Genomic DNA, 26,259 nt, shown 5'->3' on the forward strand with positions numbered 1-26,259 from the left:
ATATAGCGGGCAGGGTAGGGCCGCAAGACCCGGCGGTGCCGTCAGGCATGTGCGCAAGAAAAAGGCCCGCGCCGGTGGGCGCGGGCCAATTTTGTCATTCAGGCCGGGTTTGTTACGACTTCGTCTTGCGACGACGTGCAACCCCAAGGCCGGCAATGCCGGTCAGCATCAGCCATGCACCTGCGGGCAAAGGAATTTGACCACCGGTGATTTCTGTTTTCAGCTTTCTCTTGATTGCATCATCAAAGGTATCGAAATCCGATGCGAAAAGACTGAAGCTTCCAGTCCCGCCTACCAAGTTGTTATCGAAATAGGATTGCAACGAAGTGCTCTGAATTGCGATTGCATTAATCACATCTACGTCACCGGCCAATGCCGCATCGCGAGCAGTTGTCACGCTGCCGCCAGTATTCGCAGTACCGTCACCCGAGACGTCCATTACAACACGTCCGGCTGAATTGTTCGGGTCGTTAAGCCAAGTGCTTATTGTGCTAGAGGCAACGTTTACGCCATCGGCAATATTTGTTAGCCCGCTTTCTTTTCGAGTGATGCCAGCGATGGAGTCGGCAAAGTCACTCACGGCTTGAATGGTGTCCAAAACCGTAAATGCGAGCATCTCCGCTGCAGTTGATCCGAATTGCACCACATTTACTGCGATAGCGCCTTCTCGACCATTCGACTTATCAACGATCGAATTCTGAATGTCAGTGTCTTTGAATGCGTTGATATAGCCCTGCATCTGAAGATTGTATTCGTTTGCGTCGATGCTGCCGGAAACATCAATCACCAAAGACAGAAGCGTATCGACAGTTGCAGCTTGTGCAGAAGTTGCTGCAGTTATTCCTGTGGCCAGCGAAAATGCCAATATTGAGTTTCTTATAAACATTCCATTCTCCTTAACTATTCGATCAGCGTGAGAAGCACACCGCTTCGGTGAATTAAAAAATCTTAACTCCGCGGTCCGCGACTCTCCCGCGCACAAACAAATCATAGCAAAAGTATGGCTTCTTGTTAACAAAGTTGTGACCCACACCTTTCGACAATTGAGTGACAACTACATGTTGTGCCGGAAGGTGCAGGTCCACATAGCGACCTAACAAAATTACCGTTTATTGAAATATTATTGCGCGCGACTGCGGGCTTGTTATAACTTTCCCAACCTTTCTGTATGGAGCGAATCATGGCAGCGACCCGTCTTGACCAGATAGATCGCAAAATACTTGCCGAACTGCAGGCGGATGGCCGCATGACCAATGTCGAACTGGCCAAGCGCGTCGGGATCTCGGCGCCGCCCTGTCTGCGCCGGGTTCGTACGCTGGAAGAGGCGGGTTATATCCGCGGCTACCATGCCAAGGTGGACGCGCGCGAGTTGGGCTTCGAGGTGCAGGTTTTCGCCATGGTCGGTCTGCAAAGCCAGGCCGAGGCCGACCTGTCGAAATTCGAACAGCGCTGCCGCGACTGGCCGCTTGTGCGCGAATGCCACATGCTGAACGGCGAGGTCGATTTCATCCTGAAATGCGTGGCCCCCGATCTCAGCACGTTCCAGAACTTCCTGACCGAAGAGCTGACCGCCGCCGAAAACGTGGCGAGCGTTAAAACCAGCCTTGTGATCCGCGGCGCAAAGGACGAACCGGGCGTTCCCTTCGACGTGCTCGAAGACAGGCTGGCCCGCAACGCCTGATCCGCGTCAGGCGGCCGGGGCCTCGTCGATGTCCCGCGCGGTCAGCCGCGCATAAGTCAGCGGTCCGAAATCGCCGGGCTGTTCGATATGCGGGAAAAGCGACAGGAACAAAGCCAACTGGCGCTGCGCCAGAGTGCTGCGCAGACTGATGCCCGGGTGATAGCTTTCCATTTCCAGCCCGCCGACCTGCAGCGTCGAATGCACCGGCAGCGCAAGGTGATAAAGCTGCACGGCGCTGGGCGGCGTGACCGGGATCAGTGTCGCGCCGTCCTGCAGTGCGGCAACCGGCACCAGGGCCTGTGATCTGGGCCCGCCGGTCGGATGGTTGCGCGGCCGATGGATGACCCGTGCCGCCGGCCCGATCAGCAGGTCGCGCACCGGGCGGCCGATGCCAAAGCCGTCGGCCATGATCCGGGTCAGGCGCCGGCACCGATCCTGCGGCGAGGCATAGCAGGTCAGGCTGCCGCGCCACAGCACGGGAAGGGTTCCGTGTTCCATCGTCGACACCTCGTCGCCCGGAAGAATGTCCTCGATCGCGACGGGGCCGTTCGGGGTCTGGATCGGTGTTCCATGCGCGAAGGCCGCAAAGCACTCTTCGAAAACGGGCTCGGCCGGTATCGCGTGGGCGGATATCTCGACATCGCCGTTGCGGCGCTGCCAGGCGATTTCGACGCGGCGGCGCGGTGTTTCGGCTTGTGGTGGCTGATATGCGTCGTGCCGTGCAGCGGGCACGGAGGACGTGCTTTGGGGGCTATATGTGCTCATGCGATGCCTGAACCGGTTTTGTGGCGTGCCGCCGGCCCCCACCGAATGCAGCACGCAGATGCAGATACGCGCAAAATATGCCGCGTTTCCCGGTTACCTGTCAAAAATCGGCAACGACTGTCGGATGGATTTGGCCAATTCCGGGCGACGGCGGGCGCTGTTTCCGCAGGGCCGACAACCGCGCCCCAATTCGATTCGTGCGAAAACCGCCCTGAGGGAGAGGGCGGTTTTCACTCGTGCCCAAAAGCGGCACACACGAGGAGGGGGAGGAACAACCCCCTTGGGAGGAAACGTCAGGCGTGACGCCGCGCGGGCGTCACTGCCTTCTTTTCGTCGCGGCGGGCGATCATCTCGGCCCTGCGGCTGCCGCGTTGCCAGGGAAGGGCCGGGGCCTCTTCCGACTTGGCGGTTTCGATCACGCTTTTGATCCAGCGTTTGTTCTTTGTCATGCTCGGGTCTCCTGCCGCGCGTCCCCGTTTCGGGACTTGTTTCTTGGTTGTGAAACAATGTGCCTGCGCATTCGGGCATTGTTTTGACGGATCGAAAGAAAAACGCACTTTGGCCCGCGCGGCTTGTGGCCAATCTGGGCGTTGCCGGCATGATTGTTCAAGTGACTGAAAACAGTGCATTTATATGAGGATCGCCATCCAATCCCGCAAAATGAACCGGATTGTTTCCGGGTTTGTGGCCATTTCTGGGCGGTCTGTGGCCCAACTCTTGCCCAAATTATAAACGGATCGTTGAAATCAAGCGTCCGTAATCCACCTCGCCCGCATGGGTCGCCCGGCGGTAGGAAAAGAATCGCTCGGGGTCGGAATAGGTGCAATGACGTGTCCAATCCGCCTGGCCCACTCCCGCGTTGCGCAAGCGGTGCAACCCATATGCCGGCAGGTCGAAAAGATACCTGTCGCCTTCTCCGTTGGCGAAGAATCTTTGGTTGCCGGGGTCTTCGGCCAGAAAATCCTCCAGAAATTCCGGGCCGACCTCGTAGGCGCGCTGGCTGATCGTGGGGCCGATCACGGCCACCGTGTCGGCGCGGTCGGCGCCCAGGTTTTCCATCGTGTCCAGCGTCGCCTCCAGAACGCCGTCCAGCGCGCCACGCCATCCCGCATGTGCAGCGCCGACGACCCCGGCCTTGCGGTCCGCAAACAGCACAGGCTGGCAATCGGCGGTCAGAACGCCCAGCACAAGGCCCGGCGTTGCCGTCACCATCGCATCGGCCTTGGGGCGTGGCTCGGGTGCGGCATCGAGAGCAACGGCCGTTGCCGAATGCACCTGGTGCACGGTGACAAGCCGGTCGTGCGGGGCATCCATTGCCGCGGCCACCCGCGCGCGGTTGATCGCCACGATCTCGGTCTGGTCCGAACTGCCTTGCCCGCAATTCAGCCCGGCGAACACCCCCGAGGACGCACCGCCGCGCCGGGTGAAGAACCCGTGCGTCACGCCGCGCAGTGCGTCCGAGGTGATGATGTCCAGCGTCATGGCTCCAATCCGGGCGGTGGTGTCGATCCTGCCGGGTAAAGCCCCAGCACCTTGAACAGCGAACCCATTTCCTCGGGGTGCGTCAAGCGGCGATGCGCTGCGACATGCGTCTCGAGCGCGGCGCCGGTCAATCCCTTGGCCAGGCTCTGCGCTCGTTGCGTGATGCCCAGCCGTTCGAGGAATACGCCCTGTGGCGTAAGTCGGGTATGCGCGGCCGGCGCGCTGGCCTGGGCGAGCACCTCGAAATCCACATGGGCTGTCAGGTCGGCGGTGCCGGGGGCGTCCAGAGGATCGACGCGTTCATGGCCGCGCAACGCCTGGAGCGTGTCGCCCAGGCTGCGCCAGTCGCCATAGTCCACGATCAGCGCCGCGCCGCCGTGTTGGGCGATCCGTCGCCCGATTTCCTGCGCGGCCGGGGCGGCGCCCGGACAGTGTTCCACGATATCGCCGGGCCTTGTGTCGGCCATCCGGTGCGCCAGCGCCGGTTGCTCTGCGTCCGCGCCCAAGCCCAAGGCAAGCGCACCGTTCCGCGCGCCGATCAACCGCTCTGCCCAGCCGGTCGCGGTGCGCTGGTACTGACGGATCGGCAGGGCGTCGAAAAACTCGTTCGCCACCAGAAACAGCGGGGCCTCGGGCAGGGTTTCGATCCGGTCGTGATGGGTGATCCCGATCCCATCCAAAGCCGCGATCTGCCGCGCACGCAGGGCGGGCGATGCCTCGATCAGATGAACGCGCATCGCGGCGTGAAATCCCGGCACGGTCCGCGTGGCCCGCAGCGCATCCGCCATCAGCGTTCCCCGCCCAGGGCCGGGTTCGGCCAGTGTGAAAGGCGTGGGCGCCCCCTGGTCCAGCCAGGCCTGCGCCAGGCACAGGCCCAGCAATTCGCCGAACATCTGGCTGATCTCGGGCGCCGTGGTGAAATCGCCCGCCGCGCCAAGCGGATCGCGGGTGGTGTAATACCCCATCGTCGGGTGCAGCAGCGCCTCGGCCATGAAATCGGCCAGGCTCATCGGGCCGTCCGACGCGATCCGGGCCAGCAGGTGGTCGCGCAGGCTCATGCCCGCACCCGCGCCCGTGCCATCAGGATCAGTGCGATGCCGGCCGCCAGCATCGGCAGGGACAAAAGCTGACCCATTGTTAGGCCGAACTGGGCAGACCCGATCACGAAACCCAGCGGGTTGCCATCCGTGATGAACTGCGCATCCGCCTGCCGGAAATACTCGACCACGAAACGCGCCGCGCCATATCCCGCGATGAACACGCCGGTGATCTGCCCTGGCACCTTCAGCGCGCCGCGCCGATAGGCAAGCCACAGCATCAGGCCCAGCAGGATCACCCCCTCCAGAAATGCCTCGTAAAGCTGCGAGGGATGGCGCGCGCACAGCCCCTCGATGCCCGGACATTCCTGCGCCAGCGGATGCGGAAAGATCACCCCCCAGGGCAGGTCGGTCTGGCGCCCCCACAGCTCGCCATTGATGAAATTGGCGATCCGGCCCAGCATCAGCCCCACCGGCACACCCAGCGCAATCGCATCGCCGGCCGCCAGTTTCGGGATGCCCTGCGACCGGGTGTAAAGCCAGCCGGCCACCACAACGCCCAGGAACCCGCCATGAAACGCCATCCCGCCCTGCCAGATCTTCAGGATGTCGGCCGGGTTCTGCAGGTAATAGGCCGGCTGGTAGAACAGGACGAACCCCAGCCGCCCGCCCAGGACAATGCCGATGATGATCCATGTCAGCAGGTCTTCGACCTGTTGTTTCGTCATCGGCGGCGCGTCGCCATGCCAAAGCGCGGGCCGCGCCAGCGCATGCAGCGATATACGCCACGCCACCAGGATGCCCACGATATAGGCCAGCGCATACCAGCGCAGCGCGAATTCCATCCCGAAAACGGTGATGGTGAACAGCTCGGGTGATATATCGGGAAAAGGGATCGCGGCCTGCATGTGCGTCTTCCTGCCTCTGTTGCCGGGCGCAAGTCAACCTTGTGGCCGAAGCCCCCGTGGCCCATATAAGGGATCAAGCAGAAGGTGGAGAGCGCAATGCAAACCCGCAACAAGATTTTCGACGACCTGTCGCAGTTGATGACCAACGCCATGGGCGTGGCGCAAGGCGCCCGGACCGAGGCGGAAACCGCGATGAAAAGCATGATCGACCGCTGGCTGGCCGATCGCGATTTCGTCACCCGCGAAGAATTCGACGCCGTGCGCGCCATGGCCCAAAAGGCGCGCGAGGAAAACGAGGCGCTCAAGGCGCGGCTCGACGCGCTTGAAAAAAAGGGCTGATCGCCCGGATCAGCCCGCGTCGCGCGGGCGCAGCGGTGCGCGGCTTTGCGCGTTCCCGGCGCTGGCCGCCTTGTCCAGCAGCGACAGGAACGTGCTGCGCTCGGCATCGTCCAGCCCTGACAGGATGTCGTCCTGCAGCGCCCAGACGACCGGCTTGCAGGCGGCAAGCAGCTTTTCCCCCCTCGGCGTCAGCGCGATGACCCGCGCGCGCCTGTCGCGCGGGCTGACCGCGCGGCTGACCAGCCCCTTTTTCTGCAACCGGTCGATGACGCCGCTCAGCGTCACGGGGTCATAGGCGATCAGCCCTGCCAGCGTCACCTGGTCGACCTCGGGATTGGCCTCGATCGCGGAAAGCGCCGCGAACTGCACCGGCGTCAGGTCGTATCCCGCATCGCGCATGTGCTCGGTGAAGATGGAAACCGAAATCTGTTGAAGCCGCCGGATCAGGTGTCCGGCCATCTGGTAAATCTCGCTCATCCTTTTTCTATAGCCGCTCCGGCGGCTTCGCGGAAGGGGTTTACATGCATACTAATAATAAGTATACGTATCAAAATCTGATCACGGGGAGGATGCAATGGCAGATCGGGTTCTGATCGCGGGGGGCGGCATTGGCGGGCTGGCCACGGCTTTGGGTCTGGCGCAAAAGGGTGTGCGCAGTCTCGTGCTGGAAAAGGCGGCCCAGCTGGGCGAAATCGGGGCGGGTATCCAGCTGGGGCCCAATGCCTTTCACGCCTTCGACTACCTCGGTGTCGGCGATGCCGCGCGCAAGATGGCGGTCTATGTCGACAGCCTGCGCCTGATGGATGCGATCGAAGGCCGGGAAATCACCCGTATTCCGCTCGATGACGCGTTCCGCGCGCGTTTTGGCAACCCCTATGCCGTCGTGCATCGAGGCGATCTGCACGGTGTCTTTCTGCAGGCCTGCCGCGATCACGACCTGATCGAGCTTCGCACCAGCGCGGCGGTCGCCGAATACGACCAGGCGGGCGACAAGGTCACGGCGATCCTCGCAGATGGCGAACGGATCGACGGCACGCTCCTGATCGGTGCGGATGGGCTTTGGTCGAATATCCGCAAGCAGATGCTGGGCGACGGCGCGCCCCGGGTGTCGGGCCATACCACCTACCGCAGCGTGATTTCGGTCGACGACATGCCCGAAGATCTGCGCTGGAATGCCGCCACGCTCTGGGCCGGGCCCAAATGCCACATCGTGCATTACCCGCTTCAGGGCTGGAAAAGCTTCAATCTCGTGGTCACCTACCACAACGACGCGCCCGAGCCCGTGGCCGGCAAGCCCGTCACCCATGACGAGGTCCGCCGCGGCTTCGAACATGTCGCGCCGGTCGCGCGCCAGGTGATCGACAAGGGCAAGGACTGGAAGCTGTGGGTGCTCTGCGACCGTGACCCGGTGATGACATGGGTCGATGGGCGCGTGGCGCTTCTGGGCGACGCGGCGCACCCGATGCTGCAGTATTTCGCCCAAGGCGCCTGCATGGCGATGGAGGACGCGGTCGCCCTGGCCCATTGCGTCGAAAAGGGCGGGCTGGGCAACGATGTGCTGACCCGCTACCAGGACATGCGCCGCCTGCGCACCGCCCGCGTGCAGCTCCAATCGCGCGAGATCGGGCAGCACGTCTATCACCCCGCCGGTGCGCACGCCGAACTACGCAACGCCGTCATGCGCGCCCGCGGTCCCGAGGAATGGTATGACCAGATCGACTGGCTCTACGGGTCGACCGGGCTCGAAGGGGCGGTGTCGTACGAAACGCGTCAGCACTAGCGCGCCTGGCTGTTTTCTCTTTCTGGAAATATCCCGGGGGGAGTCGCCGCCTGCGGCGACGGGGGGCAGCGCCCCCCGCGCGGTCGGACCGGCGCAGCCGGTCCGAAACCGCTTACTCCAGCGCGAACAGCGACACGACCACCTGTTGCTGCAACCGTGCGCCGCGGCCCACGAACAGGGTGCGGTTCACCCAGTCATACCGTGCATCGCCCGTTTCCAGCCGCGCATGGGTGCGCATGTAATAGCTGCCGGGATCGACGTCCTCGCCGCGGGCGATGGCGTCCAGCACGTCCCTGGGGCCGTGCCTGTAGCCGTAGTTCAGGATTTCTATCGTCGCGCCGTCCGCGGTTTCGATCGCGTAGCGCGTGTCCAGTTCGGCCACGCCGTTGTTCCAGATCGTCTGCCAATCCGCGCCGAGGTTCAGAATGCGCCCGTTCAAACGGGGCCCGACAACGCGGCCGCCGACGATCGGAATGATCCGTCGCTGCCCGGCGCGGCCCGTGCCCAATTCGCGGATCGGGTCCAGATCGACATAGAGGTCGCACACATGCGCCAGTTCCGGCGCAGGCAGTTTTGGCTGATCGGTCACGGTCCCTCCCTTGCAGGATTGCTCCTGTCAGATATTTGTTATACCAGATAACTAAATTTCTACCGGCCGTCCAGCCTGCCGGTGACGCGTAGGGGAGGACGCCGTCGTGGAAAATGCAAGCTTCTGGTCGCCGGAATTCGACATCGTTCGTCGGTCCGACGGCACCACCTTCATGACGCACAAGGGCACCGCGCCGCGCCTGGCCGACACCATTGCCGCGCGGATCGGGTATTGGGCGGATCGTGCCCCCGACCGGATCGCCCTTGCCGAACGCGATGGCGCGGGCTGGCGGCGGGTCAGCTACGGCGCGCTGTGGCAGCAGATGCGGCGGATCGGCGCCGGGCTCCTTGCGCGGGGTCTGGGGCAGGGGCGGCCTGTGCTGATCCTGTCGGAAAACAGCATCGACCACGCGCTTCTTGCCCTTGCCGGGCAATATGCGGGCGTGCCGACAGCGGCGGTTTCCACGGCGTTTTCGCTGGTGTCGCAGACCCACGACAAGCTAAGCGGCGTCGCCGGGCTGTTGCAGCCCGGGCTGATCTATGCCGGGGACGGTGCGCGCTATGCGCGGGCGCTTGCGGCGATCGGGGGCGATGTGATCGTCGTCACCTCGTGCAACCCCACCGATGGCGCGCAGCCTTTCGAGGCTCTCGCGCAGGAGGACACCTCAGCCGCCGACACCGCCTTTGCCGGGCTGCGCGGCGACATGGTGGCGAAATACCTGTTCACCAGCGGATCGACCGGCAGCCCCAAGGCGGTGATCAACACCCATGACATGATCGCGCGCAACCAGGACATGGTGGCCGATTGCTTTCGTTTCCTTGCCCGCCGCCCGCCCGTCGTGGTCGACTGGGCGCCTTGGAGCCACACCGCCAGCGGCAACAAGGTGTTCCACATGGTGCTCTACAACGGTGGCACCTTCCATATCGACGCGGGCAAGCCTGCGCCGGGCGCCATCGACGAAACCCTGCGCAACCTGCGCGAGGTCGCCCCGACCTGGTATTTCAACGTGCCCGCCGGGTGGGAGATGCTGCTGGCCGCTTTCCGGGCCGACCGGGCACTTGCCGAACGGTTCTTCGGCAACCTGGACATGATGATGTATGCGGGCGCCGGCATGGCGCAGCACCTGTGGGACGGGCTGACCGGTCTTGCGCGCGAGGTGACGGGGCACGAGGTGCTTCTGACGACCGCGCTGGGTGCCACCGAAACCGGCCCGTTCGCGTTGATGTGCACCACACCGCAGAAAAGCCCCGGCAATATCGGCGTGCCGGCGAAGGGCGTGACGCTCAAGTTGGTGCCGAACGAAGGCAAGCTCGAGGCGCGATTGAAATCGCCGTCGATCACGCCGGGATATCTGGGCGCGCCCGAGGCCAGTGCCGCAATGCTGGATGACGAGGGGTTCTATTGCCTGGGCGATGCGCTGCGCCCCGCCGATCCGGGCGACCTGTCGAAAGGGTTCTTCTTCGATGGCCGCGTGGCCGAGAATTTCAAGCTGGGCACCGGGACATGGGTTGCCGTCGGTGCGCTGCGCGCGCGGCTGGTCGATCATTTCGGTGGGCTTCTGCGCGATGCCGTCATCGTGGGCGAAGGGCGTGACGAGCTGGGCGCGCTGCTTTTCCCCGCCGACGGGGCCGATCCCGATGCGGCCGCGTTGTCGGCAATGCTGGACGATTTCGCCGCCACCGCGACGGGCAGTTCGACCCGCATCGCGCGGGCCGTTCTGTTGCGCGACCCGCCCGATCTGGACCGGGGTGAGGTCACGGACAAAGGGTCGATCAACCAGCGCGCGGTGATCCGGCACAGGCCGGAGGCGGTCGAGCTGCTTTATTCGGGCGCGCGCGGATTGAAGGTCGAGGGCCGTTAAAGCTCGGCCGCGGCCTGCGCGATCAGGCCGCGCAGCCATTTGTGCATCGGTGCGTGATGGGTGCGCCCCGTCCAATAAAGGTCGATCCCGAACGGCGCGGGAAACGGGCAGTCGCGGATCGTCAGGCCGGGGCCGAACGCCTGCGCAACGCGGGCCGGCACTGTAGCGATCAGGTCGGTCCCGGCCAGCAGTTGCGGCAGGTTTGCGGGGCTGGGCACCTCGGCCACCATGTTCGGGGCGACGCCGGCACGTTCCATTTCCAGCAGATAGGCCGAGCGCCAGTTGCCGCCATAGGTCACCACCGCCTGCGGTGCGGCCACAAAGCGACCGGTATCGAGAGGCGCGCGCGTCAGCGGGTTATCCGGGTCCATGACGCAGACATAGTGATCGTCCATCAGGCGCCGGCCGAAAAAGCCGCTTTCCTCTATGCGGATCGGACCGATCAGCAGATCGCTTTCGCCACGGCTCAGCTGTTCCTTTCCCCGCACGGTAGAGGAAATGATATGCAGCCGCAGCCCCGGCGCGTCGCGTCGCAGCCGCCGCATCAGCCAGGGCACCACGGTGACACGTTCGTAATGGTTGCAACTGACCGTGACGGCCGCGTCGGCGCGGGCCGGGTCGAACCCGCGCGGCGCGCTGAGAGCGGCGAAACGGTCGAGCATCCGGCCGGATTCCTCGACGATCTCGTTGCAGCGGTCGGTCGCGACGATGCCGGCACCCTGCCGCACGAAAAGCGGGTCACCAAAGGCGCGGCGCAGCCTGTCGATCGTGTAGCTGACCGCGCTTTGCGTCGTGCCCAGCGTTTCGGCGGCGCGGGTGAACGAGCCGTGCGCATGAACCAGCCGCAGCACGCGCAGCGCCGCGAAGTCGACCGAATAGGCGTCCATTCCACTCTCCATCGAGAAATTCGATGCGGCTTATCAAATCCATCGGATTGCCAAATGGCAAGCCCGCTGCGTAGCCTAGCGTGTCCAATGATCGAGGGAGGGAGCATTGGCCATCACGACCGATACGCGGCTGGCGCCGCTGGACGAGCAGATCACGATCCGCCAACTGACGGACGATCCGTACCCGATTTATGCGCGCCTGCGCCGCGAGGCCCCGGTGTTGCGGGTCAAATCGGTGGGGCGGACCCTGCTGACCAAGGCCGAGGATACCAAATACGTCAAGGACAACCCCGGCCTGTTTTCGTCGGACGATCCGAACACGCCGATGAAGCGCGCGTTTCGGGCGCATACGCTGATGCGCAAGGATGGCGAAGAACACGCGCGTGAACGCGGCGCAATGGCGCCGGCATTCACTGGCCGCAACATCAAGCAATGCTGGGAGCCGATCTATACCAAGGTGGCCGAGGAATATGTCGCCCGCCTGCCGCGCGGCGAAACCGTGGACCTGTTCACCGCGCTGGCGGGGCCATTCGCCGCGCGCTGCCTGACGCATCTTCTGGGTATTCCCGAAGCGTCGGACGAGGACATGCAGCGCTGGTCGCAGATCCTGATCGACGGGGCCGGGAATTTCGGCTGGACGGACGCGCTGTTCGCGGAATGCGACAAGGCCAATGACGAGATGGACGCCCTGTTCATCGCGGCGGCCGAACGGCACCGGGCCGAGCCGAACCAGAGCGCGCTGTCGGTGATGGTGAACGCCGAAGATCCGATCCCGCAAAGCCAGATTCATTCGAATATCAAGATCGCCATCGGCGGCGGCATCAACGAACCGCGAGATGCGCTGCTGACCATCGTCTACGGGCTGCTGTCGAACCCCGATCAGTTCGAGGCGGCCAAGCGGGACGGGCTGTGGATGGAAGCCTTCGAAGAAGGCGTGCGCTGGGTCGCGCCGATCCAGGTGTCGTCGCGCCTGGTGACGGAAGACACCGAGATACGCGGCTTTCACATTCCCAAGGGCGATACGGTCATGACGATCCAGGCCTCGGCCTGCCATGACGAAGACCTGTACGAAGATGGCCATCTCTACAACATCTTCCGCCCCAAGCAGCCGCACCAGGCCTTTGGCAACGGTCCGCATTTCTGCCAGGGCACCCATGTGGCGCGGCGGATGCTGGCGAACATCATGCTGCCGATGCTGTTCGACCGGTTCCCAGACATGGCGTTGGCGGATGCCGATGCCGTGCGGTTTACCGGCTTCGGCTTTCGCGGGCCGCGCAGCCTGCCGGTAGTGCTGAACTGATCTGTGGATAAAGCGGTTATACAGGATAACATTTTTTTCGCAGGCCGGACCAACCGGCCGGAACTCCAGGGAGGAAACATGAAACGACGCAATCTGATGAAAACGGTGACCGCCGCGGCGCTATCGCTGGGTCTGATGCCCGGGCTGGCTGCCGCGCAGGAAGTGACACTGCGCCTGCACCAGTTCCTGCCGCCACCCGCAACCGTGCCCAAGCATATCCTGAAGCCCTGGGCTGCCCGGGTGGAAGAGGCCGCCGGTGGCAAGTTGAAGATCGAACATTACGACGCGATGGCCCTGGGCGGGCGTCCGCCGGACCTGATGGATCAGGCGATCGACGGTGTCGCCGATATCATCATGACGGTCGTGGGCTATACGCCGGGCCGATTCCCCAAGACCGAAGTGTTCGAACTGCCCTTCATGATGACCGATCCGGTCGCGACGGCAAAGGCGTTCCAGGAACTGGTCGAAACCGATCTGCAGGACGGTGAATACAGCTCGGTCAAGGTGTTGGGCGCCTGGGTTCACGGACCCGGCGTGGTGCATACCAAGGACGGTGTGACCAAGCTGGAAGACCTCGAAGGCAAGAAGCTGCGCGGCCCGACCCGCGTGATCTCGGACCTGCTGGGCGAGCTGGGCGCAACGCCTGTCGGCATGCCGCTGCCCGCGATCCCCGAGGCGCTGTCCAAGGGCGTGGTCGACGGCACGGTGATCCCGTGGGAAGTGACGCCCGCGATCAAGCTGAGCGAACTGGTGACCAACCACACCGAGTTCGGCGGCAACGAGGCGCTTTATACCGCAACCATCATCATGGTGATGAACCGTGACAAGTACGACAGCCTGCCGGACGATGTCCGCGCGGCGATCGACGCGGAGTCGGGCATGAAGCTGGCCGAGTTCGCGGCCCAGGTCATGTATGACTACGACAAGCCGGGGCGCGACATCGCCGAAGCCGCAGGCAACACCATCGTGCAGCTGGACGAAGCCGAGGTGGCGCGCTGGAAGGCCAAGGCCCAGCCGGTGATCGAACGCTGGGTGGCAGACATGGACAGCAAGGGCATCGACGGTGCCGCGCTGATCGAACAGGCCAAGGCGCTGATCAAGAAACACGGCGGCTGATCGCCCGCCCAAGCAGACCGAAGGCCGCCGGCATCCCGCCGGCGGCCTTTTCATGTCGGGACGCGGGATGATTCAATGCGTTGAAGGGCAGGGTGTCTGCCGCTACCGTTGGATCAAAGGTCAAACGACGAAAGGGCGCGCGGGATGTCGGGCATAACCGTTTTCAAGGCAAAGAAGATCATCACGATGGACCCGAACCGCCCCGAGGCGACCCATGTCGCGGTGCGTGACGGCCACATCCTTGCGGTGGGCGATGCCTCCTGCGCCGATCAGTGGGGCGCGGTCACGCATGACGACAGCCTGGCAGATGCCGTGCTGATGCCCGGCATGGTCGAGGGCCACGCCCACATGATGGCTGGAGCGATGTGGAATTTCGCCTATGCGGGGTTCCACGACCGGATGGACCCGGCGGGCAAGTGGTGGACGGGCAAGCCCGACCTTGCCGCCGTCGTGCGCGACCTTTCGGAATACGAAAAGGGTCTGGCCGAGGGGGAGCCGCTGATCGGCTGGGGTCTGGACCCGATCTTTTTCGATGGCGAACGTTTGAGCCGCAAGCATCTTGACCGGATCAGCGCGGATCGCCCGGTGGCGATCATGTTCTCGAATTTCCACCTGATGTGCGTGAATTCGAAGGCGCTGGAGCTGGCGGGCTATGACCGGTCGAGCAATGTCGAAGGTGTCGTCAAGGACGCATCGGGCGAACCCACGGGCGAGTTGCAGGAAATGGCCGCGATGTTCCCCGTCATGCGCCGGGTGGGCATGGATTTCCGGGGGCTGACGCAAAAGCCCGAGTCGATCCGCACCTATGGGCAGGTGTGCATGCGTGCGGGCGTCACGACGGTGACCGATCTTTACGCGCAGATGGAAGACGAGGATCTGGACGGGTTGCTGTCCGTGACCTCGGACGAGGCGTTCACCGCACGGCTGGTCAGCGTGCTGGGGGTGGCGGGCACCGATCCGGCGCAATCGGCGGCGCGGGCCGTGAACCTTCGCGCGAAATCGACCGAAAAACTACGGCTGGGTGCGGTCAAGCTGATGACGGACGGATCGATCCAGGGCTGGACCGCGCGGGTGAAGTGGCCGCATTACGTGGGCGGCCAACCCAACGGCATTTGGAACATGGCGCCCGACGAAATTCACCGGATGGTGCTGGAGATGCAGAAGGCCGGCGTGCAGATGCATATCCACGTCAACGGCGACGAGGCCAGCGAGGTCGCGATCGACGCGATCGAGGCCGCCGCCCGTTCGCATCCCTGGGCCGGAGCGCGTCACGTGCTGCAGCATTGCCAGATGATGGGCCGTGACCAGTTCGAACGCTGTGTCGAACTGGGTGTGGCCTGCAACATCTTTTCCAATCACATCTGGTATTTCGGCGACCAGCACGCCGCGCTGACCATCGGCGAGGACCGCGCCCTACGCATGGATGCGGCGCGCGCGGCCCTGGATGCAGGGGTGCATGTGGCGTTGCATTCCGACGCGCCGGTGACCCCGCTGGGCCCGCTTTTCACCGCGTGGTGCGCCGTCAACCGGCAGACGATGTCGGGCCGCACCCTGGGTGAGGCCCAAAAGATCACCGTCCCCGAGGCGCTTTATGCCGTCACGATGGGCGCGGCCTATACGCTGAAGATGGACGATGAGATCGGCAGCATCGAAACCGGCAAACGCGCCGATTTCGCGATCCTGGGCGAAGATCCGTTGGCGGTCGATCCGGCCGCTCTCAAGGACGTGCCGGTGCTGGGCACGGTCCTGGGCGGGCGGGTCGCCCTGGCATGACGCTGCCGCGGCTGCCGCTGACCGTGATCGGGGGGTACCTGGGCGCGGGCAAGACCACCCTTCTGAACCGGTTGCTGGCCGAACCGCACGGGCTGCGCGTGATGGTGATGGTCAACGATTTCGGTGCGATCAACATCGACGCCAGCCTGATCGAAAAGGCCGAAGGCGACACGATTTCCCTGACGAACGGGTGCGTGTGCTGCACGATGGGGGCGGACCTGTTCATGGCGCTTGGCGATGCGCTGGACCGGCGTCCGCGCCCCGACCACCTGGTGATCGAGGCGTCGGGCATTGCCGATCCGGCCAAGATCGCCATGGCGGCGCGGGCGGAACCCGAGATGGCCTATGGCGGCATTGCGGTGGTGGTGGACGCGCAGAACTGGCCGGCGCTGGTCGATGACGCAAGGATCGGCGCGCAGATACAGGGGCAGGTGGCGGTGGCCGATCTGTTGCTGGTGTCGAAGGCCGGTGGCGGTATGCCCGGGGGGCTAGAGGCGCGGCTGGCCGCCTTGTCACCTGCGCCGGTGATCGATCTGTCTGCGGTGGATGCGGTCACGCCCTTGCTGCTGGGCATGACACCGGGCGATCCGCACTCGCCCGCGCGGCCGCATCCGGGATATGTGGGCTGGGCGCATGAGGGCGGCGAGGTTCTGGACCGGGCCGCGCTGGAAGCCGCGTTGGCGGCCGCGCCGGACGGGCTCTACCGGATCAAGGGAAAGGTTCTTGCCTCCGAAGGCGCGCATGAGCTGCATGTGGTCGGCCGCACGGTCGATATCAAACCGGCCGAGGCCGCGTCGACGACCCTTGTCGCGATCGGGCTGGAAGGGCGCATCTCAAGCGATGAAATCCGGGAATGGTGGCAAACGGCCACCAAACCGGCGATGGGTGGCGGCTAGCAGGCGGTCTTTCCGCCGTCCTGCTCGGCGGGGCCGCAGAACAGCCGATAGAGCAGGCCGATCACCTCGTAGGTGTTCTGATCGGCGAGACTGTAGTAGATGGTCTTGCCGTCGCGGCGTGTGGCGACCAGCCCTTCTTCGCGCAGACGCGCCAGCATCTGGCTGACGGCGGCCTGCCGGATTTCAAGCAGGTCTTCCAGCTCGCCCACGGATTTCTCGCCCGAGCCGAGATGGCAGAGGATCATCAAGCGCCCTTCATGGGCCAGCGTCTTTAGGTAAGCGGCCGCCGCCTGGGCGCTGCGCGCCATTTCCGAGGGCGGTGCCGGTGGAGCCATTGTGGTCAAGTCTTCAATCCGGTTCTTTTGTATCTGCATACCATGACCCATCCTGAATAGCGAGGTTACCGTTTGCCCGCGGGCGCTCCGCCTTCAAAATGGTTCCCGTTCGCGTAATCGCAAGGCTCTTGTTGCATTTCAAGGTGCAAACCGGTGCCGGTATAGGGGTGAGCGCGGGCCAGATCTTCGTCTATTTCGATGCCGAGGCCTGGAGCGTCCGACAGTCTGACGAACCCTTCCTCGACGCGGATTGCGCCCTTTATCAGGCTGTCGTGAAAATCGGTTTCGATGCATTCCGCGATCAGAATGTTGGGGATCGAGGTGGCAAGATGCAGGTTCGCCGCCCATTCGACCGGCCCCGCATACAGGTGAGGGGCCATCTGTGCGCCGAACGCTTCGGCCATGCCGGCGAGTTTCTTCATCTCCCAGATGCCGCCCGCGCGACCCAGTGCCGGTTGCAGGATTTCGGCGCCGCCCGTGCGCAGCAGCGTCGCGAATTCTGCCTTGGTGGTCATGCGTTCGCCGGTGGCGACGGGGATGCGCACGGCCTGCGCAACGCGCTGGAAATCGAGAAGGTTGTCCGGGGGAATGGGCTCTTCGAACCAGAGCGGGCTGTAGGGTTCCAGCGCCTGGCCAAGGCGTATCGCGCCGGCGGGCGTGAATTGCCCATGCGTGCCGAAAAGCAGGTCGGCGCGGTCGCCCACGGCTTCGCGGATCGCCTTGCAGAAGGCGACCGAGCGGGTGATGTCGGACATCGCCGGCATGTGCCCGCCGCGCATCGTGTAAGGGCCCGCCGGGTCGAACTTGACGGCGGTCCAGCCCCGCGCGACGCAATCCGCCGCGGCCTCGGCCGCCATTTCGGGCGATACCCAGAACGCGTTCATGTCGTGCTGGGGCAGGGGGTAGAGATAGGTGTAGGCGCGGATCTTTTCGTTCATCCGCCCACCCAGAAGGGCCCAGACCGGCCGCCCGCGATCCTTGCCGAGTATGTCCCAGCAGGCGATCTCCAGGCCCGAAAACGCGCCCATAACGGTCAGGTCGGGCCGCTGGGTGAAACCGCTGGAATAGGCGCGGCGGAACATGAGTTCCACATTCTCGGGGTTTTCGCCGGCCATGTGGCGGTCGAACACATCGCGGATGACGTGCTTCATCGCTTCGGGGCCTATCGAGGCGGCATAGACCTCGCCCCAGCCGGTTATCCCGGTGTCGGTGGTGAGTTTTACCAGGATCCAGTATCGCCCGCCCCAACCCGGCGCGGGCGGCGCGGTTACGATGATGTCGAGATCGGTCAGTTTCATCTGTCGGTCTCCGGCTGTCTTGTGGCCCCGGACAGACGGTTGATCCGTCCGGGTTCCTCGGTGGGCGCCTAGCGGTCGAACACGATCACGTTGCGCCGCGCCGCACCGGTGAGCGTGTCGGCGATCGCCTCGTTGATCTGATCCAGCGTCCAGCGCCCCGAGATCAGCTCGTCCAGCTTGATCCGGCCCTGCTGGTAAAGGTCGACAATCCACGGGATGTCGCGCTTGATCACCATGTCGCCCATCTTGGAGCCGATCATGCCCTGTCCCGCATCGGCCATGATGATGGGCGAATAGTTGGCCGTCTGGTCGAGATGCGGCATCCCGACCATCACCACGTTGCCGCCATTGGCCAGATAGCGCGGCGCCTTGTCATAGACGGCCGCCACGCCCACGGTCACCAGCACGGCATCTGCGCCGCGGCCCAGGATCTTTTTCACTTCGGCCCAGGGTTTGCCATCCCCCAGAACACCGTGGGTGGCGCCGAATTCCTTGGCGATTGCCAGTTTCTCTTCGCTCATGTCGACGGCGACGATGCGGCGCGCACCTGCCAGCCGTGCCCCCTGGATCGAGTTCAGGCCGACGCCGCCCGCGCCGATCACCACGACATCCTGGCCGGGGCGCACATCTGCCGCGATGACGGCGGCACCCAGCCCGGTAATGACCCCGCACGAGATCAGCGAGGCCGCGTCCTTGGGCATGTCGCCCGGAATGACGGCGACCTGGCTTTGATCGACGACCACCTTTTCGGCGAAGGCGGCGATGGCGAGGCCGTGGTCGATGGGTTTGCCATCGAGCGACGACAGCGGGCCCTTGCTGCGGTCATAGGGTGTTTCGCAGATCGTCGGTTTGCCCGAACCGCAGGACCGGCAGTGCCCGCAGGCACGGATGAGCGTCGCGCAGACGCTGTCGCCGACCGCGATCCCTTGCACGCCATCCCCCACGGCGGTGACGGTGCCGGCGGCCTCGTGGCCGTAGACGGCAGGCAGCGCGCCGCCGAAGCCGCCTTGCCAGAACGAGATGTCCGAATGGCAAATGGCGACGGCATCGAGCGACACCTCGACCTCGCCCATCTTGGGCGCGCGCAGGTTGACCTCCTCGATCACGAGGGGGGCATTGAATTCGTGGCAGACTGCGGCCTTGATCGTGGGCATTCCGGTAACTCCCTGGGTCTTATCCTCGGGCGGAGCCTGCCTCTTGCGGGCAGGCTGCGCAAGGTGAAAGTCTTTTGCGCGATGCGGAATATCAGGCGATCTGCGGGGTGACGCGGCGGCGGAAAAGGACAAGGCTGACCGCCATCAGAACCGCGGCCAGCAGGAAGGGCGCCCCCGGCAGGTAGACCGGGGCGTTGTCCCCGGTGAAGGCGGCGAAGGTCTGGGTCATGACCACCGGCGCCAGGATCATCGCGATGGACGTGACGCTGGTCAGCACGCCCTGCAATTCGCCCTGCGCGTTGTCGGGTGTCAGGCGTGACATGATCCCCTGCAGGGCCGGGGCGCCGATCGCGCCTATGGCTGTTATGGGAATCAGGAAAAGCACCGCGGTTCCGCTGGTGATGACGCCAAGGATCACCAGGCTGACGACTTCGACCGCAAGCCCGAAAATCACCGTCTTGCGTTCGCCCATCATGCGGATGGCCGGGCGCACAAGGGCGCCCTGCACGACCGCGATGGACACGCCGTAAACCGCAAGGCTTACCCCGATCAGGCCGGGCGACCACTGGAACCTTTCGGCGGTGAAATAGGCCCAGACAGCCGGGTAGACCATCGTGGCGACCTGGAAAAAGAAGAACACCCACAACAGGGCCGTCAGGTCCGGCAGGCGCGCGACGGCGCGGAAGGCGCCGAACGGGTTGGCGCGCTTGATGTCGAATGTGCGGCGGGTGGCGTCGGTCACGGTTTCGCGCAGAACGGCCCAGCCGAGGGCGGTGTTGGCCAGCGACAGCGCAGCCGCGCCATAAAACGGCGCGCGCGTGCCATACTCGGCCAGAAGCCCGCCCAGCATTGGCCCGAACACAAAGCCCACGCCGAACCCGGCACCGATCAGCCCGAAATTGCGGGCCTTTTCCTGCGGGGTCGAGATGTCGGCCATATAGGCGGTGGCGGTGGCGTTGGTCGCCGCGGTGATACCGCCGAAGATGCGCCCGGCCAGCAACAGCCAGATCGACCCGGCAAGTGCCATGACCACGTAATCCAGCGCCATCGCCAGAAGCGATGCCAGCATCACCGGGCGGCGTCCGAACGCGTCGGACAGGTTACCGACGAGCGGTGCGAACAGGAACTGCATCACCGCGAAACTGGCTGACAGGATTCCGCCCCAGATCGCGGCGCCCGATATGTCGCCGCCATTCACCTCGCGGATGAGATCGGGCATGACGGGCAGGATCAGGCCGATCCCCATCGCGTTGAGGATGACAGTCAGCAGGATGAAGAAAACGGGCAGACGCATGGGCAACCTTCGAACGGACCGGGGGACGATAGGCCGGACCACGCAAAAGGGAAAGCTTTGACGTCGGGGCGTTGAAACCGGGTGCGGCTTGGGCTGTAGTGTCCGGGGTGTGGGCAAGGCACTGAAAGGGGCATATGGACAGGCGCAGGGTTTTGATGCTTGCAGGCGGTGCGCTGGTGGCCGCGGGCGTCGCCGGGGCGGGCGCGGTGTTGCGCCTGCACAATGCCCCGCGCAGGACGCCCAAATTGACGGACGACCATCTGGCGGGGGTGCAGGGTGGCGACCTGCCCAGGCCGCGCGTGCTGTTCATCGGCAATTCGATGCTCCTGCGGCACGACGTGCCGGGCCGCGTGTCGGTCCTGGCGGGGCAGGATGGTATCGCGTTGAGCGCTGCCACACTTGCGGCGACAGGCGCCCGGCTTGTGGAAACGATCCGCATCCCGGGAGTTCCCGCTGTTTTGCGGCAAGGTTGGGATGCGGTCGTCGTGCAGGATTTCACCGGGACGCCGCTGCGCGCGGTGGATCGGTTGGGATCGGCGCTGGCAATCGGACGGATCGCGCGCTTTGCGGCACCAGCCCCCCTGTTGCTGTGCCCGCCATTCCCCGCCGCGCAGGGCAACCGGGTTTACAGCGATGCCGGGCTTCTGGCGCAGGTGCCGTCGAACCCGCGCGATTTCGCCGACCGGACGATGGCGCATTATGGCGCGTTGGGGCATCCGGTGGTCGACTTGCCGCATCGCTGGCTCGATGCCACGGATGTGGGGCAACGGCTCTATGCCGATGACGGACATCATGCGAACGCCGCAGGGGCGGAGTTCATGGCCGATCAAATCTGGCGCGGGCTCAGGCGGCTGTTGGCCTAGCCCGCGTTCGTCCCGTCAATTCGCCGCCATCAGCCGCAGCGCGTCATAGATCGCCGCGTGGGTGTTTCGGGCGCTGACCGCGTCGCCGATGCGAAACAGGCGGAAACCGCCATCGGCGTTCCTGTCCAGCGCCTGCGGCTGGCGTGCTATGAACGCGGCGTGGTCGAGTTCGCCGAGATTGCGCGACAGCGGCTTGAGATCGAAATAGAGATCGTCCAGCGGCACCGTCCCGTGATTCACCACCACCTGGTCGAAATGGCGTGTTTCCGTGTGGGCGCTGTAATCGGTGCCGATCGTGGCGGCCAGGCGGTTGCCGTCGCGTGCCACGGATTTCAGCCGCCAGGTCACGGTGAAACGGGCCTTCTTGTCCTGCAGGCTGCGCATGTAGGGCACGAGGTTCATGCCCATCACTTCGGGTGCGAAGCTGCGGTCGGGGGTCATGATCTCGACCTGCGCGCCGGCATTGGCGATGATTTCCGCGGCCATCAGGGCAGGGTGGTCGCCCGCATCGTCGAAGATCAGCACATCCTGCCCGGGCTTTGCATCGCCCGACAGGATATCCCAGGTGCTGACGACAAGATCGTTGCCGGCTTCGAGTATCTCGGTGTTCGGCAGTCCGCCGGTGGCGACGATCACGATGTCGGGGTCAAGCGCCGTCACATCCGCAGCCTCGGCCCAGGTGTTGAAACGGAATTCCACGTCGCGCGCGGCGCATTGCGCCATGCGCCAGTCGATGATGCCGATCATCTCGGCGCGGCGCTTGTCCTGTGCGGTCAGGCGCACCTGGCCGCCGGGCCGGTCGGCGGCTTCGAAGACGGTCACCTTGTGGCCGCGCTCGGCGGCGACGCGCGCGGCTTCGAGCCCGCCGGGGCCGGCACCGACGATGACGACCCGTTTCGAACTGTCGGCAGCCGGGATGATCTGCGGCAGCTCAAGCTCGCGCCCGGTGGCAGCGTTGTGGATGCACAGCGCCTCGCCGCCCTGGTATATGCGGTCGAGGCAATAGGTGGCGCCGACGCAGGGGCGGATGTCGTCCTCGCGCCCGGCCATGATTTTCTGGACGATATGCGGATCGGCGATATGTGCGCGTGTCATGCCGACCATGTCCAGCTGCCCGGTGGCCACGGCATGACGTGCGGTCGCGACATCGGGGATGCGCGCGGCATGGAATGTCGGCAGGCCCACCTCGGCACGGATACGGCCCGCGAAATCGAGATGGGGTGCGTAGGCCATGCCCTGCACAGGGATCACGTCGGTCAGGTCGGCGTCGGTTTCGACACGGCCCCGGATCACGTTCAGGAAATCCACCTGCCCGCTGTCGCGCAGGCGTTTGCCGATTTCGATTCCTTCCTCGGTGGTGATGCCGTCGGGGGCAAGATCGTCGGCGGTGTAGCGCAGTCCGACGATGAAATCGGGGCCCACGCGGTCGCGGATCGCGTCCAGCACATCGAGCGAGAATTTCATCCGCGCGTCGAGATCACCGTTATAGGGGCCATCCAGCGCGTTCTGGCGGCGCGACCAGAAGGCATCCATCAGGTGGCCGTAAGCTTCGAGTTCGATCCCGTCGAGCCCCGCCGCCTGCATCCTTTCCGCGGCGTCGGCGTAATCGGCGATGATGCGTGCGATATCCCAATCCTCCATCACCTTGGGAAAGGCGCGGTGGGCCGGTTCGCGCAGGCCAGAGGGGGCAAGCGAGGGCAGCCAGTCGCCTTTGTTCCAGCCGGTGCGCCAGCCCAGATGCGTGAGCTGGATCATCACCGCGCAGCCGTGATCGTGGCATTCGTCGGCGAGCTTTTTCAGCCAGGGGACCACCTCGTCGCGATAGGCCAGCACGTTGTTGAAGGCGGGCGGGCTGTCGCGGCTGACGATGGCTGAGCCCGCGGTCATGGTCATCGCAACGCCGCCCTTTGCACGTTCGACGTGGTAGGCGCGGTAGCGATCCTTGGGCAAACCATCCTCGGGATAGGCCGGTTCATGCGAGGTGGTCATGATCCGGTTCTTGAGTGTCAGGTGTTTGAGCTTATAGGGCTGGAGAAGCGGATCGTTCGACATGCCGTTGGCCTTTTGCTGCGTCCGCCTGCAGGGTTTCGCCTGTGCCATGCCGTGTCAAGCAAGCCTTGCGACATCGCGTGTCGCGAACGCGATCCCAAGGCGCGGCTGCGCCGCAAGGCATGTCTCGCGTCCTCGCCTGCGGCTGCGGCGCTCGGGCGGGTTCCGGTGGGACCGGTGCGCGTCAGCCCATTGCGCGCGCGCCCCGTGCGGACGGTCGAGCATGAGTATTTTCGGCAAGATGAAGGGATCAGTCGCGCAGGGCCGCAACCGTTTGCGCGAAGTGTCGGGCGATTGCCGGGGCCTGGCCCATCTGCCGTGCCGGATCGAAAATGTCATCGAGAGCGAGGTCGGGAAAGGTGGTGCGCGCCAGTGCGGCGAGATCGGTGCCTTCGGAGATCGCGCGCTTGCATAGGGCCTTGACCTCGGCCTGGGCCTTTGGGCGGGGCAGGGTTTCGGCCAGGCGGAAAGACAGCGCCTCGGCGTGGATGAGGCCCTGACCCTGATCGAGCGCGCCCAGCATCGCGGCCGTGTCGGGCCGGATGGTTCCGGCCAGGCGTCCGGCATGGGTCAGCGCCGCGGCTGTGCCCAGGCAGAGTTGGGGAAACGTGAGCCATTCACTGAACCATGCGGTGCCGTCGCGCGCTTCGCGGTGCAGGCCGGCGCCCTGCATCACACCATTGAGCGCGACGATCTGGCGGGCCAGAGCCGCCATTGCCGATGGCCCGACGGGGTTTTGTTTCTGGGGCATCGTGGAGGAACCTCCCGCGCCGTCCAGAACTACCTCGCCAATGCCGGATTGTGTCAGCAGCACAAGGTCTTCGCCCATCTTGCCGCAGGCTGTGGCAAGCCGTGTCGCCCAGGCGCAGATCGCCTGCAGACCGGTGCGGTTCGCGTGCCAGCTGATGCCGGGATCGTTCAGGCCGAGGGCCTCGGCCAGGCGGGCGCGGATTTCCGGGGCTTGCGTGCCAAGCGCGGCCGCGGTTCCCGCCGCGCCCGACAGGGACACGCAAAGATGGCTGCGCAATGCGGGCAGCTCGCCCAGCAGCGCCAGAAGGGGCTGGCCCCAGCCGGCCACCTGTGCGCCGAAGCTGCTGGGGGTCGCGTGCTGGCCATAGGTGCGCGCGGCCATCGGCGTTTCGGCATGGGTTTCCGCCAGCGCGGCAAGTGCGTGCAGCGTGGTGCGGATGTCCTGTTCGAGGATCGTCAGAAACTGGCGCAGGCGCAGCATCAGCCCGGTGTCCATGATGTCCTGGCTGGTGGCGCCCCAGTGCAGGTACTGTGCGTGTTCGGGGGCCTCCATCGCCTTGCGGAAGGCGGCGACCAGGCCCGGGACGGTGACGCCGTTCTGCCCGGTTGCGTCGGACAGGGCGGCGGGGTCGATCTGTACCTCCATCGCCGCGCGGTGGATGAAGGCGGCGGCGGTTTCGGGGATCACGCCCAGATCGCCCTGGACGCGGGCCAGCGCCCCCTGGACCAGCAGCATGGCGCGGATTTCGGCGGTGTCGGTGAACAGCCGCGACGCCTCGCCTGCGGGAAAGAGCTTGTGATAGAGCGGGCTGTCGAAAACCGATCCGGCCATGGCTTACCCCTTTGCGAAATCGTGCAGTATTGCGGCCAGATCGCGCGGTTTCGCGAAAAACGGCGAATGTGCGCAATCCATCGTGACGACGTGATCGGCGGGCCAGTCCTGCGTCATCGTCACCTGGTATTCCGGCGGGATCGTGCGGTCGTCGGCGCAGCGGATGTAGCGGCGCGGGACATGGGCCGAGCGATCCGTGATCTCGACCGGAACCGAGGTCGGCTGCGTGGCCTGGACGCAGAGGTTTTCGGCGGCGTAGTCGACTGTGCCGGGCGGGCAATCGTGATAGAACAGATCGTGCAGGTCCGCGCGGGGCACCGTCCAGCCCTTTTTGTCTTCGGTCATGCGGATATGCGGCAGTAGCGGCTGATAGGGCGCTTCCATGCGCATCTGCGACAGGCTGAGGCCCGGTTTGGGCACATAGGCGCAGAGATAGATCAGCATCTGCACCTTTTCCGGTGCGCGTTCGGCGGCGAGCGTGATCGGGTAGCCGCCCATGGAATGACCGACCACGATCGCGGGTGCGTCGAGCGCGTCCACGACGGCATCGGCATAACCGTCCAGCGTGACCTCGGAATACGGGGTTTTGTCCTGCCCGTGGCCGGGCAGGTCGATGGCATGTGCGGTGTGCCCCAGCGCGGTGAGTTCGGGGATCACGTCGCGCCAGCACCAGGCGCCATGGGCCGCGCCGTGGATCAGAAGAAAATTGCTCATGCCCGGTCTTTTCGCACGGATTGCGGGGAACGGGAACAGGGCTTCATCGCGCGATGTCCTGGGCCGTCAGGCGGTATGCCTTGCCGAATCCGCCGTTCAGCAGCGCATCGGTGATATCAAAGCGCACAAGGCGGAAATCGGCGAAGTCGATATAGAGTTTGGATTTCGGCCGCAGTTGCAGATAGCGGGCACGCATGGCCGCGTGGGCGGGATCGTCGTGCCCGATCATGATCGCGCGGGCATGCAGCGTCAGGCGGGGATGGGTGAGCGGGTCACCCTTGTCGCCCGGCTCGCCAACCAGCAGGGCGCAATCGGGCGTGACCTCCAGCGCCCGGGTGTGCGGCGCAAGCGATGAGATCAGGCTGACCGGAGCGCCGTCGCTGTCGGTTGCCATAGCGATGCGGCTGACGGACGGCAGGGTGGTTCCCGGGCGTATCACCGCCAATGCGGCATGGGTGGCCGACGCGATCAGGTCGCGCGCGGTTTGGCGGGCCGTGTCATCGGCAGGTTGGAAGGGGTCATTGTCGGGCATTGTGCGCGGCGCGGGTGTCGGGGC

The 26,259-nt window shown here is 64.9% G+C and carries 26 protein-coding genes; 9 read left to right on the top strand and 17 right to left on the bottom strand.

The annotated features are described in order from the left end of the window. Window positions 1–112: 112 nt before the first annotated feature. Complete coding sequence (locus BLT50_RS14545) at window positions 113–886, bottom strand: DUF1194 domain-containing protein (RefSeq protein ID WP_175491487.1); 774 nt, start codon at window positions 884–886, stop codon at window positions 113–115. Window positions 887–1,180: 294 nt separating this feature from the next. On the opposite strand from BLT50_RS14545, the gene BLT50_RS14550 reads away from it, so the two are divergent. Beyond that, on the top strand, window positions 1,181–1,681 hold the full coding sequence (locus tag BLT50_RS14550) for an Lrp/AsnC family transcriptional regulator (protein ID WP_090029440.1): 501 nt from the start codon (window positions 1,181–1,183) through the stop codon (window positions 1,679–1,681). A 6-nt stretch (window positions 1,682–1,687) separates the two neighbouring features. Here BLT50_RS14550 and BLT50_RS14555 read toward each other — a convergent pair whose 3' ends face one another. The 5 genes from BLT50_RS14555 to lgt all read right to left on the bottom strand — a co-directional run bounded on the left by BLT50_RS14555 (window position 1,688) and on the right by lgt (window position 5,873). After that, entirely contained in the window at window positions 1,688–2,446 is a 759-nt protein-coding gene (locus tag BLT50_RS14555) for a Hint domain-containing protein (RefSeq protein ID WP_139170535.1), read from the bottom strand. Between the two features lie 293 nt (window positions 2,447–2,739). Continuing rightward, the gene (locus BLT50_RS19315) at window positions 2,740–2,895 is read right to left on the bottom strand and encodes a hypothetical protein (RefSeq protein ID WP_175491488.1); all 156 of its coding nucleotides are present in this window, start codon (window positions 2,893–2,895) and stop codon (window positions 2,740–2,742) included. Between the two features lie 277 nt (window positions 2,896–3,172). After that, on the bottom strand, window positions 3,173–3,928 hold the full coding sequence (gene pgeF, locus BLT50_RS14560) for a peptidoglycan editing factor PgeF (protein WP_090029442.1): 756 nt from the start codon (window positions 3,926–3,928) through the stop codon (window positions 3,173–3,175). Then, window positions 3,925–4,986: a class I SAM-dependent methyltransferase gene (locus BLT50_RS14565; protein WP_090029443.1), complete on the bottom strand. Its 1,062-nt coding sequence runs from the start codon at window positions 4,984–4,986 to the stop codon at window positions 3,925–3,927. Before BLT50_RS14565 ends, pgeF begins: the two co-directional genes overlap by 4 nt. Next, the gene (lgt, locus tag BLT50_RS14570; RefSeq protein WP_090029444.1) at window positions 4,983–5,873 is read right to left on the bottom strand and encodes a prolipoprotein diacylglyceryl transferase; all 891 of its coding nucleotides are present in this window, start codon (window positions 5,871–5,873) and stop codon (window positions 4,983–4,985) included. Before lgt ends, BLT50_RS14565 begins: the two co-directional genes overlap by 4 nt. A gap of 96 nt (window positions 5,874–5,969) precedes the next feature. Here lgt and BLT50_RS14575 point away from each other — a divergent pair, with 96 nt between their 5' ends. Further along, a complete protein-coding gene (locus BLT50_RS14575; protein WP_090029445.1) occupies window positions 5,970–6,212 on the top strand; it encodes an accessory factor UbiK family protein in 243 nt (80 codons plus the stop codon). 9 nt (window positions 6,213–6,221) lie between these two features. Here BLT50_RS14575 and BLT50_RS14580 read toward each other — a convergent pair whose 3' ends face one another. Further along, window positions 6,222–6,689, bottom strand: coding sequence for a MarR family winged helix-turn-helix transcriptional regulator (locus BLT50_RS14580; protein WP_217629239.1), 468 nt, complete (start codon window positions 6,687–6,689; stop codon window positions 6,222–6,224). A gap of 97 nt (window positions 6,690–6,786) precedes the next feature. Here BLT50_RS14580 and BLT50_RS14585 point away from each other — a divergent pair, with 97 nt between their 5' ends. Further along, on the top strand, window positions 6,787–7,992 hold the full coding sequence (locus BLT50_RS14585; protein WP_090029446.1) for a 3-hydroxybenzoate 6-monooxygenase: 1,206 nt from the start codon (window positions 6,787–6,789) through the stop codon (window positions 7,990–7,992). Window positions 7,993–8,104: 112 nt separating this feature from the next. Here the strand turns inward: BLT50_RS14585 and BLT50_RS14590 are convergent, their stop codons facing one another. Further along, window positions 8,105–8,581 carry a DUF3237 domain-containing protein gene (locus BLT50_RS14590; RefSeq protein WP_245723399.1) on the bottom strand — a complete coding sequence of 159 codons (477 nt, stop codon included), beginning with the start codon at window positions 8,579–8,581 and terminating at the stop codon, window positions 8,105–8,107. 106 nt (window positions 8,582–8,687) lie between these two features. On the opposite strand from BLT50_RS14590, the gene BLT50_RS14595 reads away from it, so the two are divergent. Next, window positions 8,688–10,442: a feruloyl-CoA synthase gene (locus BLT50_RS14595; RefSeq protein WP_245723400.1), complete on the top strand. Its 1,755-nt coding sequence runs from the start codon at window positions 8,688–8,690 to the stop codon at window positions 10,440–10,442. On the opposite strand, the gene BLT50_RS14600 is transcribed toward BLT50_RS14595, so the two are convergent. Continuing rightward, window positions 10,439–11,329: a LysR family transcriptional regulator gene (locus tag BLT50_RS14600; protein ID WP_175491489.1), complete on the bottom strand. Its 891-nt coding sequence runs from the start codon at window positions 11,327–11,329 to the stop codon at window positions 10,439–10,441. The two genes, BLT50_RS14595 and BLT50_RS14600, sit on opposite strands and share 4 nt — an antisense overlap. A 106-nt stretch (window positions 11,330–11,435) precedes the next feature. On the opposite strand from BLT50_RS14600, the gene BLT50_RS14605 reads away from it, so the two are divergent. The 4 genes from BLT50_RS14605 (at window position 11,436) to BLT50_RS14620 (ending at window position 16,414) form a co-directional block, all read left to right on the top strand. Next, entirely contained in the window at window positions 11,436–12,629 is a 1,194-nt protein-coding gene (locus tag BLT50_RS14605) for a cytochrome P450 (protein ID WP_245723401.1), read from the top strand. Window positions 12,630–12,707: 78 nt separating this feature from the next. Further along, a complete protein-coding gene (locus BLT50_RS14610; RefSeq protein ID WP_090029448.1) occupies window positions 12,708–13,745 on the top strand; it encodes a TRAP transporter substrate-binding protein in 1,038 nt (345 codons plus the stop codon). A 144-nt stretch (window positions 13,746–13,889) separates the two neighbouring features. Next, complete coding sequence (locus tag BLT50_RS14615) at window positions 13,890–15,518, top strand: amidohydrolase (RefSeq protein WP_090029449.1); 1,629 nt, start codon at window positions 13,890–13,892, stop codon at window positions 15,516–15,518. Next, window positions 15,515–16,414 (top strand): CobW family GTP-binding protein, encoded by a 900-nt coding sequence (locus tag BLT50_RS14620; RefSeq protein ID WP_245723402.1) that lies wholly within the window; start codon window positions 15,515–15,517, stop codon window positions 16,412–16,414. Before BLT50_RS14615 ends, BLT50_RS14620 begins: the two co-directional genes overlap by 4 nt. Here the strand turns inward: BLT50_RS14620 and BLT50_RS14625 are convergent. From BLT50_RS14625 to BLT50_RS14640, 4 genes are all read right to left on the bottom strand, one after another. Next, entirely contained in the window at window positions 16,411–16,749 is a 339-nt protein-coding gene (locus tag BLT50_RS14625; RefSeq protein ID WP_245723403.1) for an ArsR/SmtB family transcription factor, read from the bottom strand. The genes BLT50_RS14620 and BLT50_RS14625 overlap by 4 nt on opposite strands. Window positions 16,750–16,814: 65 nt before the next feature. After that, window positions 16,815–18,047, bottom strand: coding sequence for a mandelate racemase/muconate lactonizing enzyme family protein (locus BLT50_RS14630; protein ID WP_090029451.1), 1,233 nt, complete (start codon window positions 18,045–18,047; stop codon window positions 16,815–16,817). 68 nt (window positions 18,048–18,115) lie between these two features. After that, a complete protein-coding gene (locus tag BLT50_RS14635; RefSeq protein WP_090029452.1) occupies window positions 18,116–19,201 on the bottom strand; it encodes a Zn-dependent alcohol dehydrogenase in 1,086 nt (361 codons plus the stop codon). A 91-nt stretch (window positions 19,202–19,292) separates the two neighbouring features. Next, entirely contained in the window at window positions 19,293–20,495 is a 1,203-nt protein-coding gene (locus tag BLT50_RS14640) for a TCR/Tet family MFS transporter (protein ID WP_090029453.1), read from the bottom strand. A gap of 155 nt (window positions 20,496–20,650) precedes the next feature. Here BLT50_RS14640 and BLT50_RS14645 point away from each other — a divergent pair, with 155 nt between their 5' ends. Beyond that, window positions 20,651–21,358, top strand: a complete 708-nt coding sequence (locus BLT50_RS14645) for an SGNH/GDSL hydrolase family protein (RefSeq protein ID WP_090029454.1) — start codon at window positions 20,651–20,653, stop codon at window positions 21,356–21,358. A gap of 15 nt (window positions 21,359–21,373) precedes the next feature. Here BLT50_RS14645 and BLT50_RS14650 read toward each other — a convergent pair whose 3' ends face one another. The 4 genes from BLT50_RS14650 to BLT50_RS14665 form a co-directional block, all read right to left on the bottom strand. Further along, window positions 21,374–23,410 carry an NADH:flavin oxidoreductase gene (locus tag BLT50_RS14650; RefSeq protein WP_090029571.1) on the bottom strand — a complete coding sequence of 679 codons (2,037 nt, stop codon included), beginning with the start codon at window positions 23,408–23,410 and terminating at the stop codon, window positions 21,374–21,376. 247 nt (window positions 23,411–23,657) lie between these two features. Beyond that, window positions 23,658–24,989 carry a lyase family protein gene (locus BLT50_RS14655; protein ID WP_090029455.1) on the bottom strand — a complete coding sequence of 444 codons (1,332 nt, stop codon included), beginning with the start codon at window positions 24,987–24,989 and terminating at the stop codon, window positions 23,658–23,660. A gap of 3 nt (window positions 24,990–24,992) precedes the next feature. Beyond that, window positions 24,993–25,703, bottom strand: a complete 711-nt coding sequence (locus BLT50_RS14660; protein WP_090029456.1) for an alpha/beta fold hydrolase — start codon at window positions 25,701–25,703, stop codon at window positions 24,993–24,995. Between the two features lie 43 nt (window positions 25,704–25,746). Then, window positions 25,747–26,235 (bottom strand): HugZ family pyridoxamine 5'-phosphate oxidase, encoded by a 489-nt coding sequence (locus tag BLT50_RS14665; protein WP_090029457.1) that lies wholly within the window; start codon window positions 26,233–26,235, stop codon window positions 25,747–25,749. Window positions 26,236–26,259 lie beyond the last annotated feature (24 nt).

The sequence above is a fragment of the Lutimaribacter saemankumensis genome, from assembly GCF_900100005.1.
Classification (GTDB): domain Bacteria; phylum Pseudomonadota; class Alphaproteobacteria; order Rhodobacterales; family Rhodobacteraceae; genus Lutimaribacter; species Lutimaribacter saemankumensis.

Excerpts from the sequence above, each read along its gene's own strand:
- BLT50_RS14545 (WP_175491487.1), bottom strand. The coding sequence starts at position 886 with ATGTTTATAAGAAACTCAATATTGGCATTTTCGCTGGCCACAGGAATA.
- BLT50_RS14585 (WP_090029446.1), top strand. The coding sequence starts at position 6,787 with ATGGCAGATCGGGTTCTGATCGCGGGGGGCGGCATTGGCGGGCTGGCC.
- BLT50_RS14550 (WP_090029440.1), top strand. The coding sequence starts at position 1,181 with ATGGCAGCGACCCGTCTTGACCAGATAGATCGCAAAATACTTGCCGAA.
- BLT50_RS14660 (WP_090029456.1), bottom strand. The coding sequence starts at position 25,703 with ATGAGCAATTTTCTTCTGATCCACGGCGCGGCCCATGGCGCCTGGTGC.
- lgt (WP_090029444.1), bottom strand. The coding sequence starts at position 5,873 with ATGCAGGCCGCGATCCCTTTTCCCGATATATCACCCGAGCTGTTCACC.
- BLT50_RS14600 (WP_175491489.1), bottom strand. The coding sequence starts at position 11,329 with ATGGACGCCTATTCGGTCGACTTCGCGGCGCTGCGCGTGCTGCGGCTG.
- BLT50_RS14610 (WP_090029448.1), top strand. The coding sequence starts at position 12,708 with ATGAAACGACGCAATCTGATGAAAACGGTGACCGCCGCGGCGCTATCG.
- BLT50_RS14665 (WP_090029457.1), bottom strand. The coding sequence starts at position 26,235 with ATGCCCGACAATGACCCCTTCCAACCTGCCGATGACACGGCCCGCCAA.
- pgeF (WP_090029442.1), bottom strand. The coding sequence starts at position 3,928 with ATGACGCTGGACATCATCACCTCGGACGCACTGCGCGGCGTGACGCAC.
- BLT50_RS14575 (WP_090029445.1), top strand. The coding sequence starts at position 5,970 with ATGCAAACCCGCAACAAGATTTTCGACGACCTGTCGCAGTTGATGACC.
- BLT50_RS14650 (WP_090029571.1), bottom strand. The coding sequence starts at position 23,410 with ATGTCGAACGATCCGCTTCTCCAGCCCTATAAGCTCAAACACCTGACA.
- BLT50_RS14655 (WP_090029455.1), bottom strand. The coding sequence starts at position 24,989 with ATGGCCGGATCGGTTTTCGACAGCCCGCTCTATCACAAGCTCTTTCCC.
- BLT50_RS14630 (WP_090029451.1), bottom strand. The coding sequence starts at position 18,047 with ATGAAACTGACCGATCTCGACATCATCGTAACCGCGCCGCCCGCGCCG.
- BLT50_RS14615 (WP_090029449.1), top strand. The coding sequence starts at position 13,890 with ATGTCGGGCATAACCGTTTTCAAGGCAAAGAAGATCATCACGATGGAC.
- BLT50_RS14635 (WP_090029452.1), bottom strand. The coding sequence starts at position 19,201 with ATGCCCACGATCAAGGCCGCAGTCTGCCACGAATTCAATGCCCCCCTC.
- BLT50_RS14640 (WP_090029453.1), bottom strand. The coding sequence starts at position 20,495 with ATGCGTCTGCCCGTTTTCTTCATCCTGCTGACTGTCATCCTCAACGCG.
- BLT50_RS14580 (WP_217629239.1), bottom strand. The coding sequence starts at position 6,689 with ATGAGCGAGATTTACCAGATGGCCGGACACCTGATCCGGCGGCTTCAA.
- BLT50_RS14565 (WP_090029443.1), bottom strand. The coding sequence starts at position 4,986 with ATGAGCCTGCGCGACCACCTGCTGGCCCGGATCGCGTCGGACGGCCCG.
- BLT50_RS14625 (WP_245723403.1), bottom strand. The coding sequence starts at position 16,749 with ATGGCTCCACCGGCACCGCCCTCGGAAATGGCGCGCAGCGCCCAGGCG.
- BLT50_RS14555 (WP_139170535.1), bottom strand. The coding sequence starts at position 2,446 with ATGAGCACATATAGCCCCCAAAGCACGTCCTCCGTGCCCGCTGCACGG.
- BLT50_RS19315 (WP_175491488.1), bottom strand. The coding sequence starts at position 2,895 with ATGACAAAGAACAAACGCTGGATCAAAAGCGTGATCGAAACCGCCAAG.
- BLT50_RS14620 (WP_245723402.1), top strand. The coding sequence starts at position 15,515 with ATGACGCTGCCGCGGCTGCCGCTGACCGTGATCGGGGGGTACCTGGGC.
- BLT50_RS14645 (WP_090029454.1), top strand. The coding sequence starts at position 20,651 with ATGCTTGCAGGCGGTGCGCTGGTGGCCGCGGGCGTCGCCGGGGCGGGC.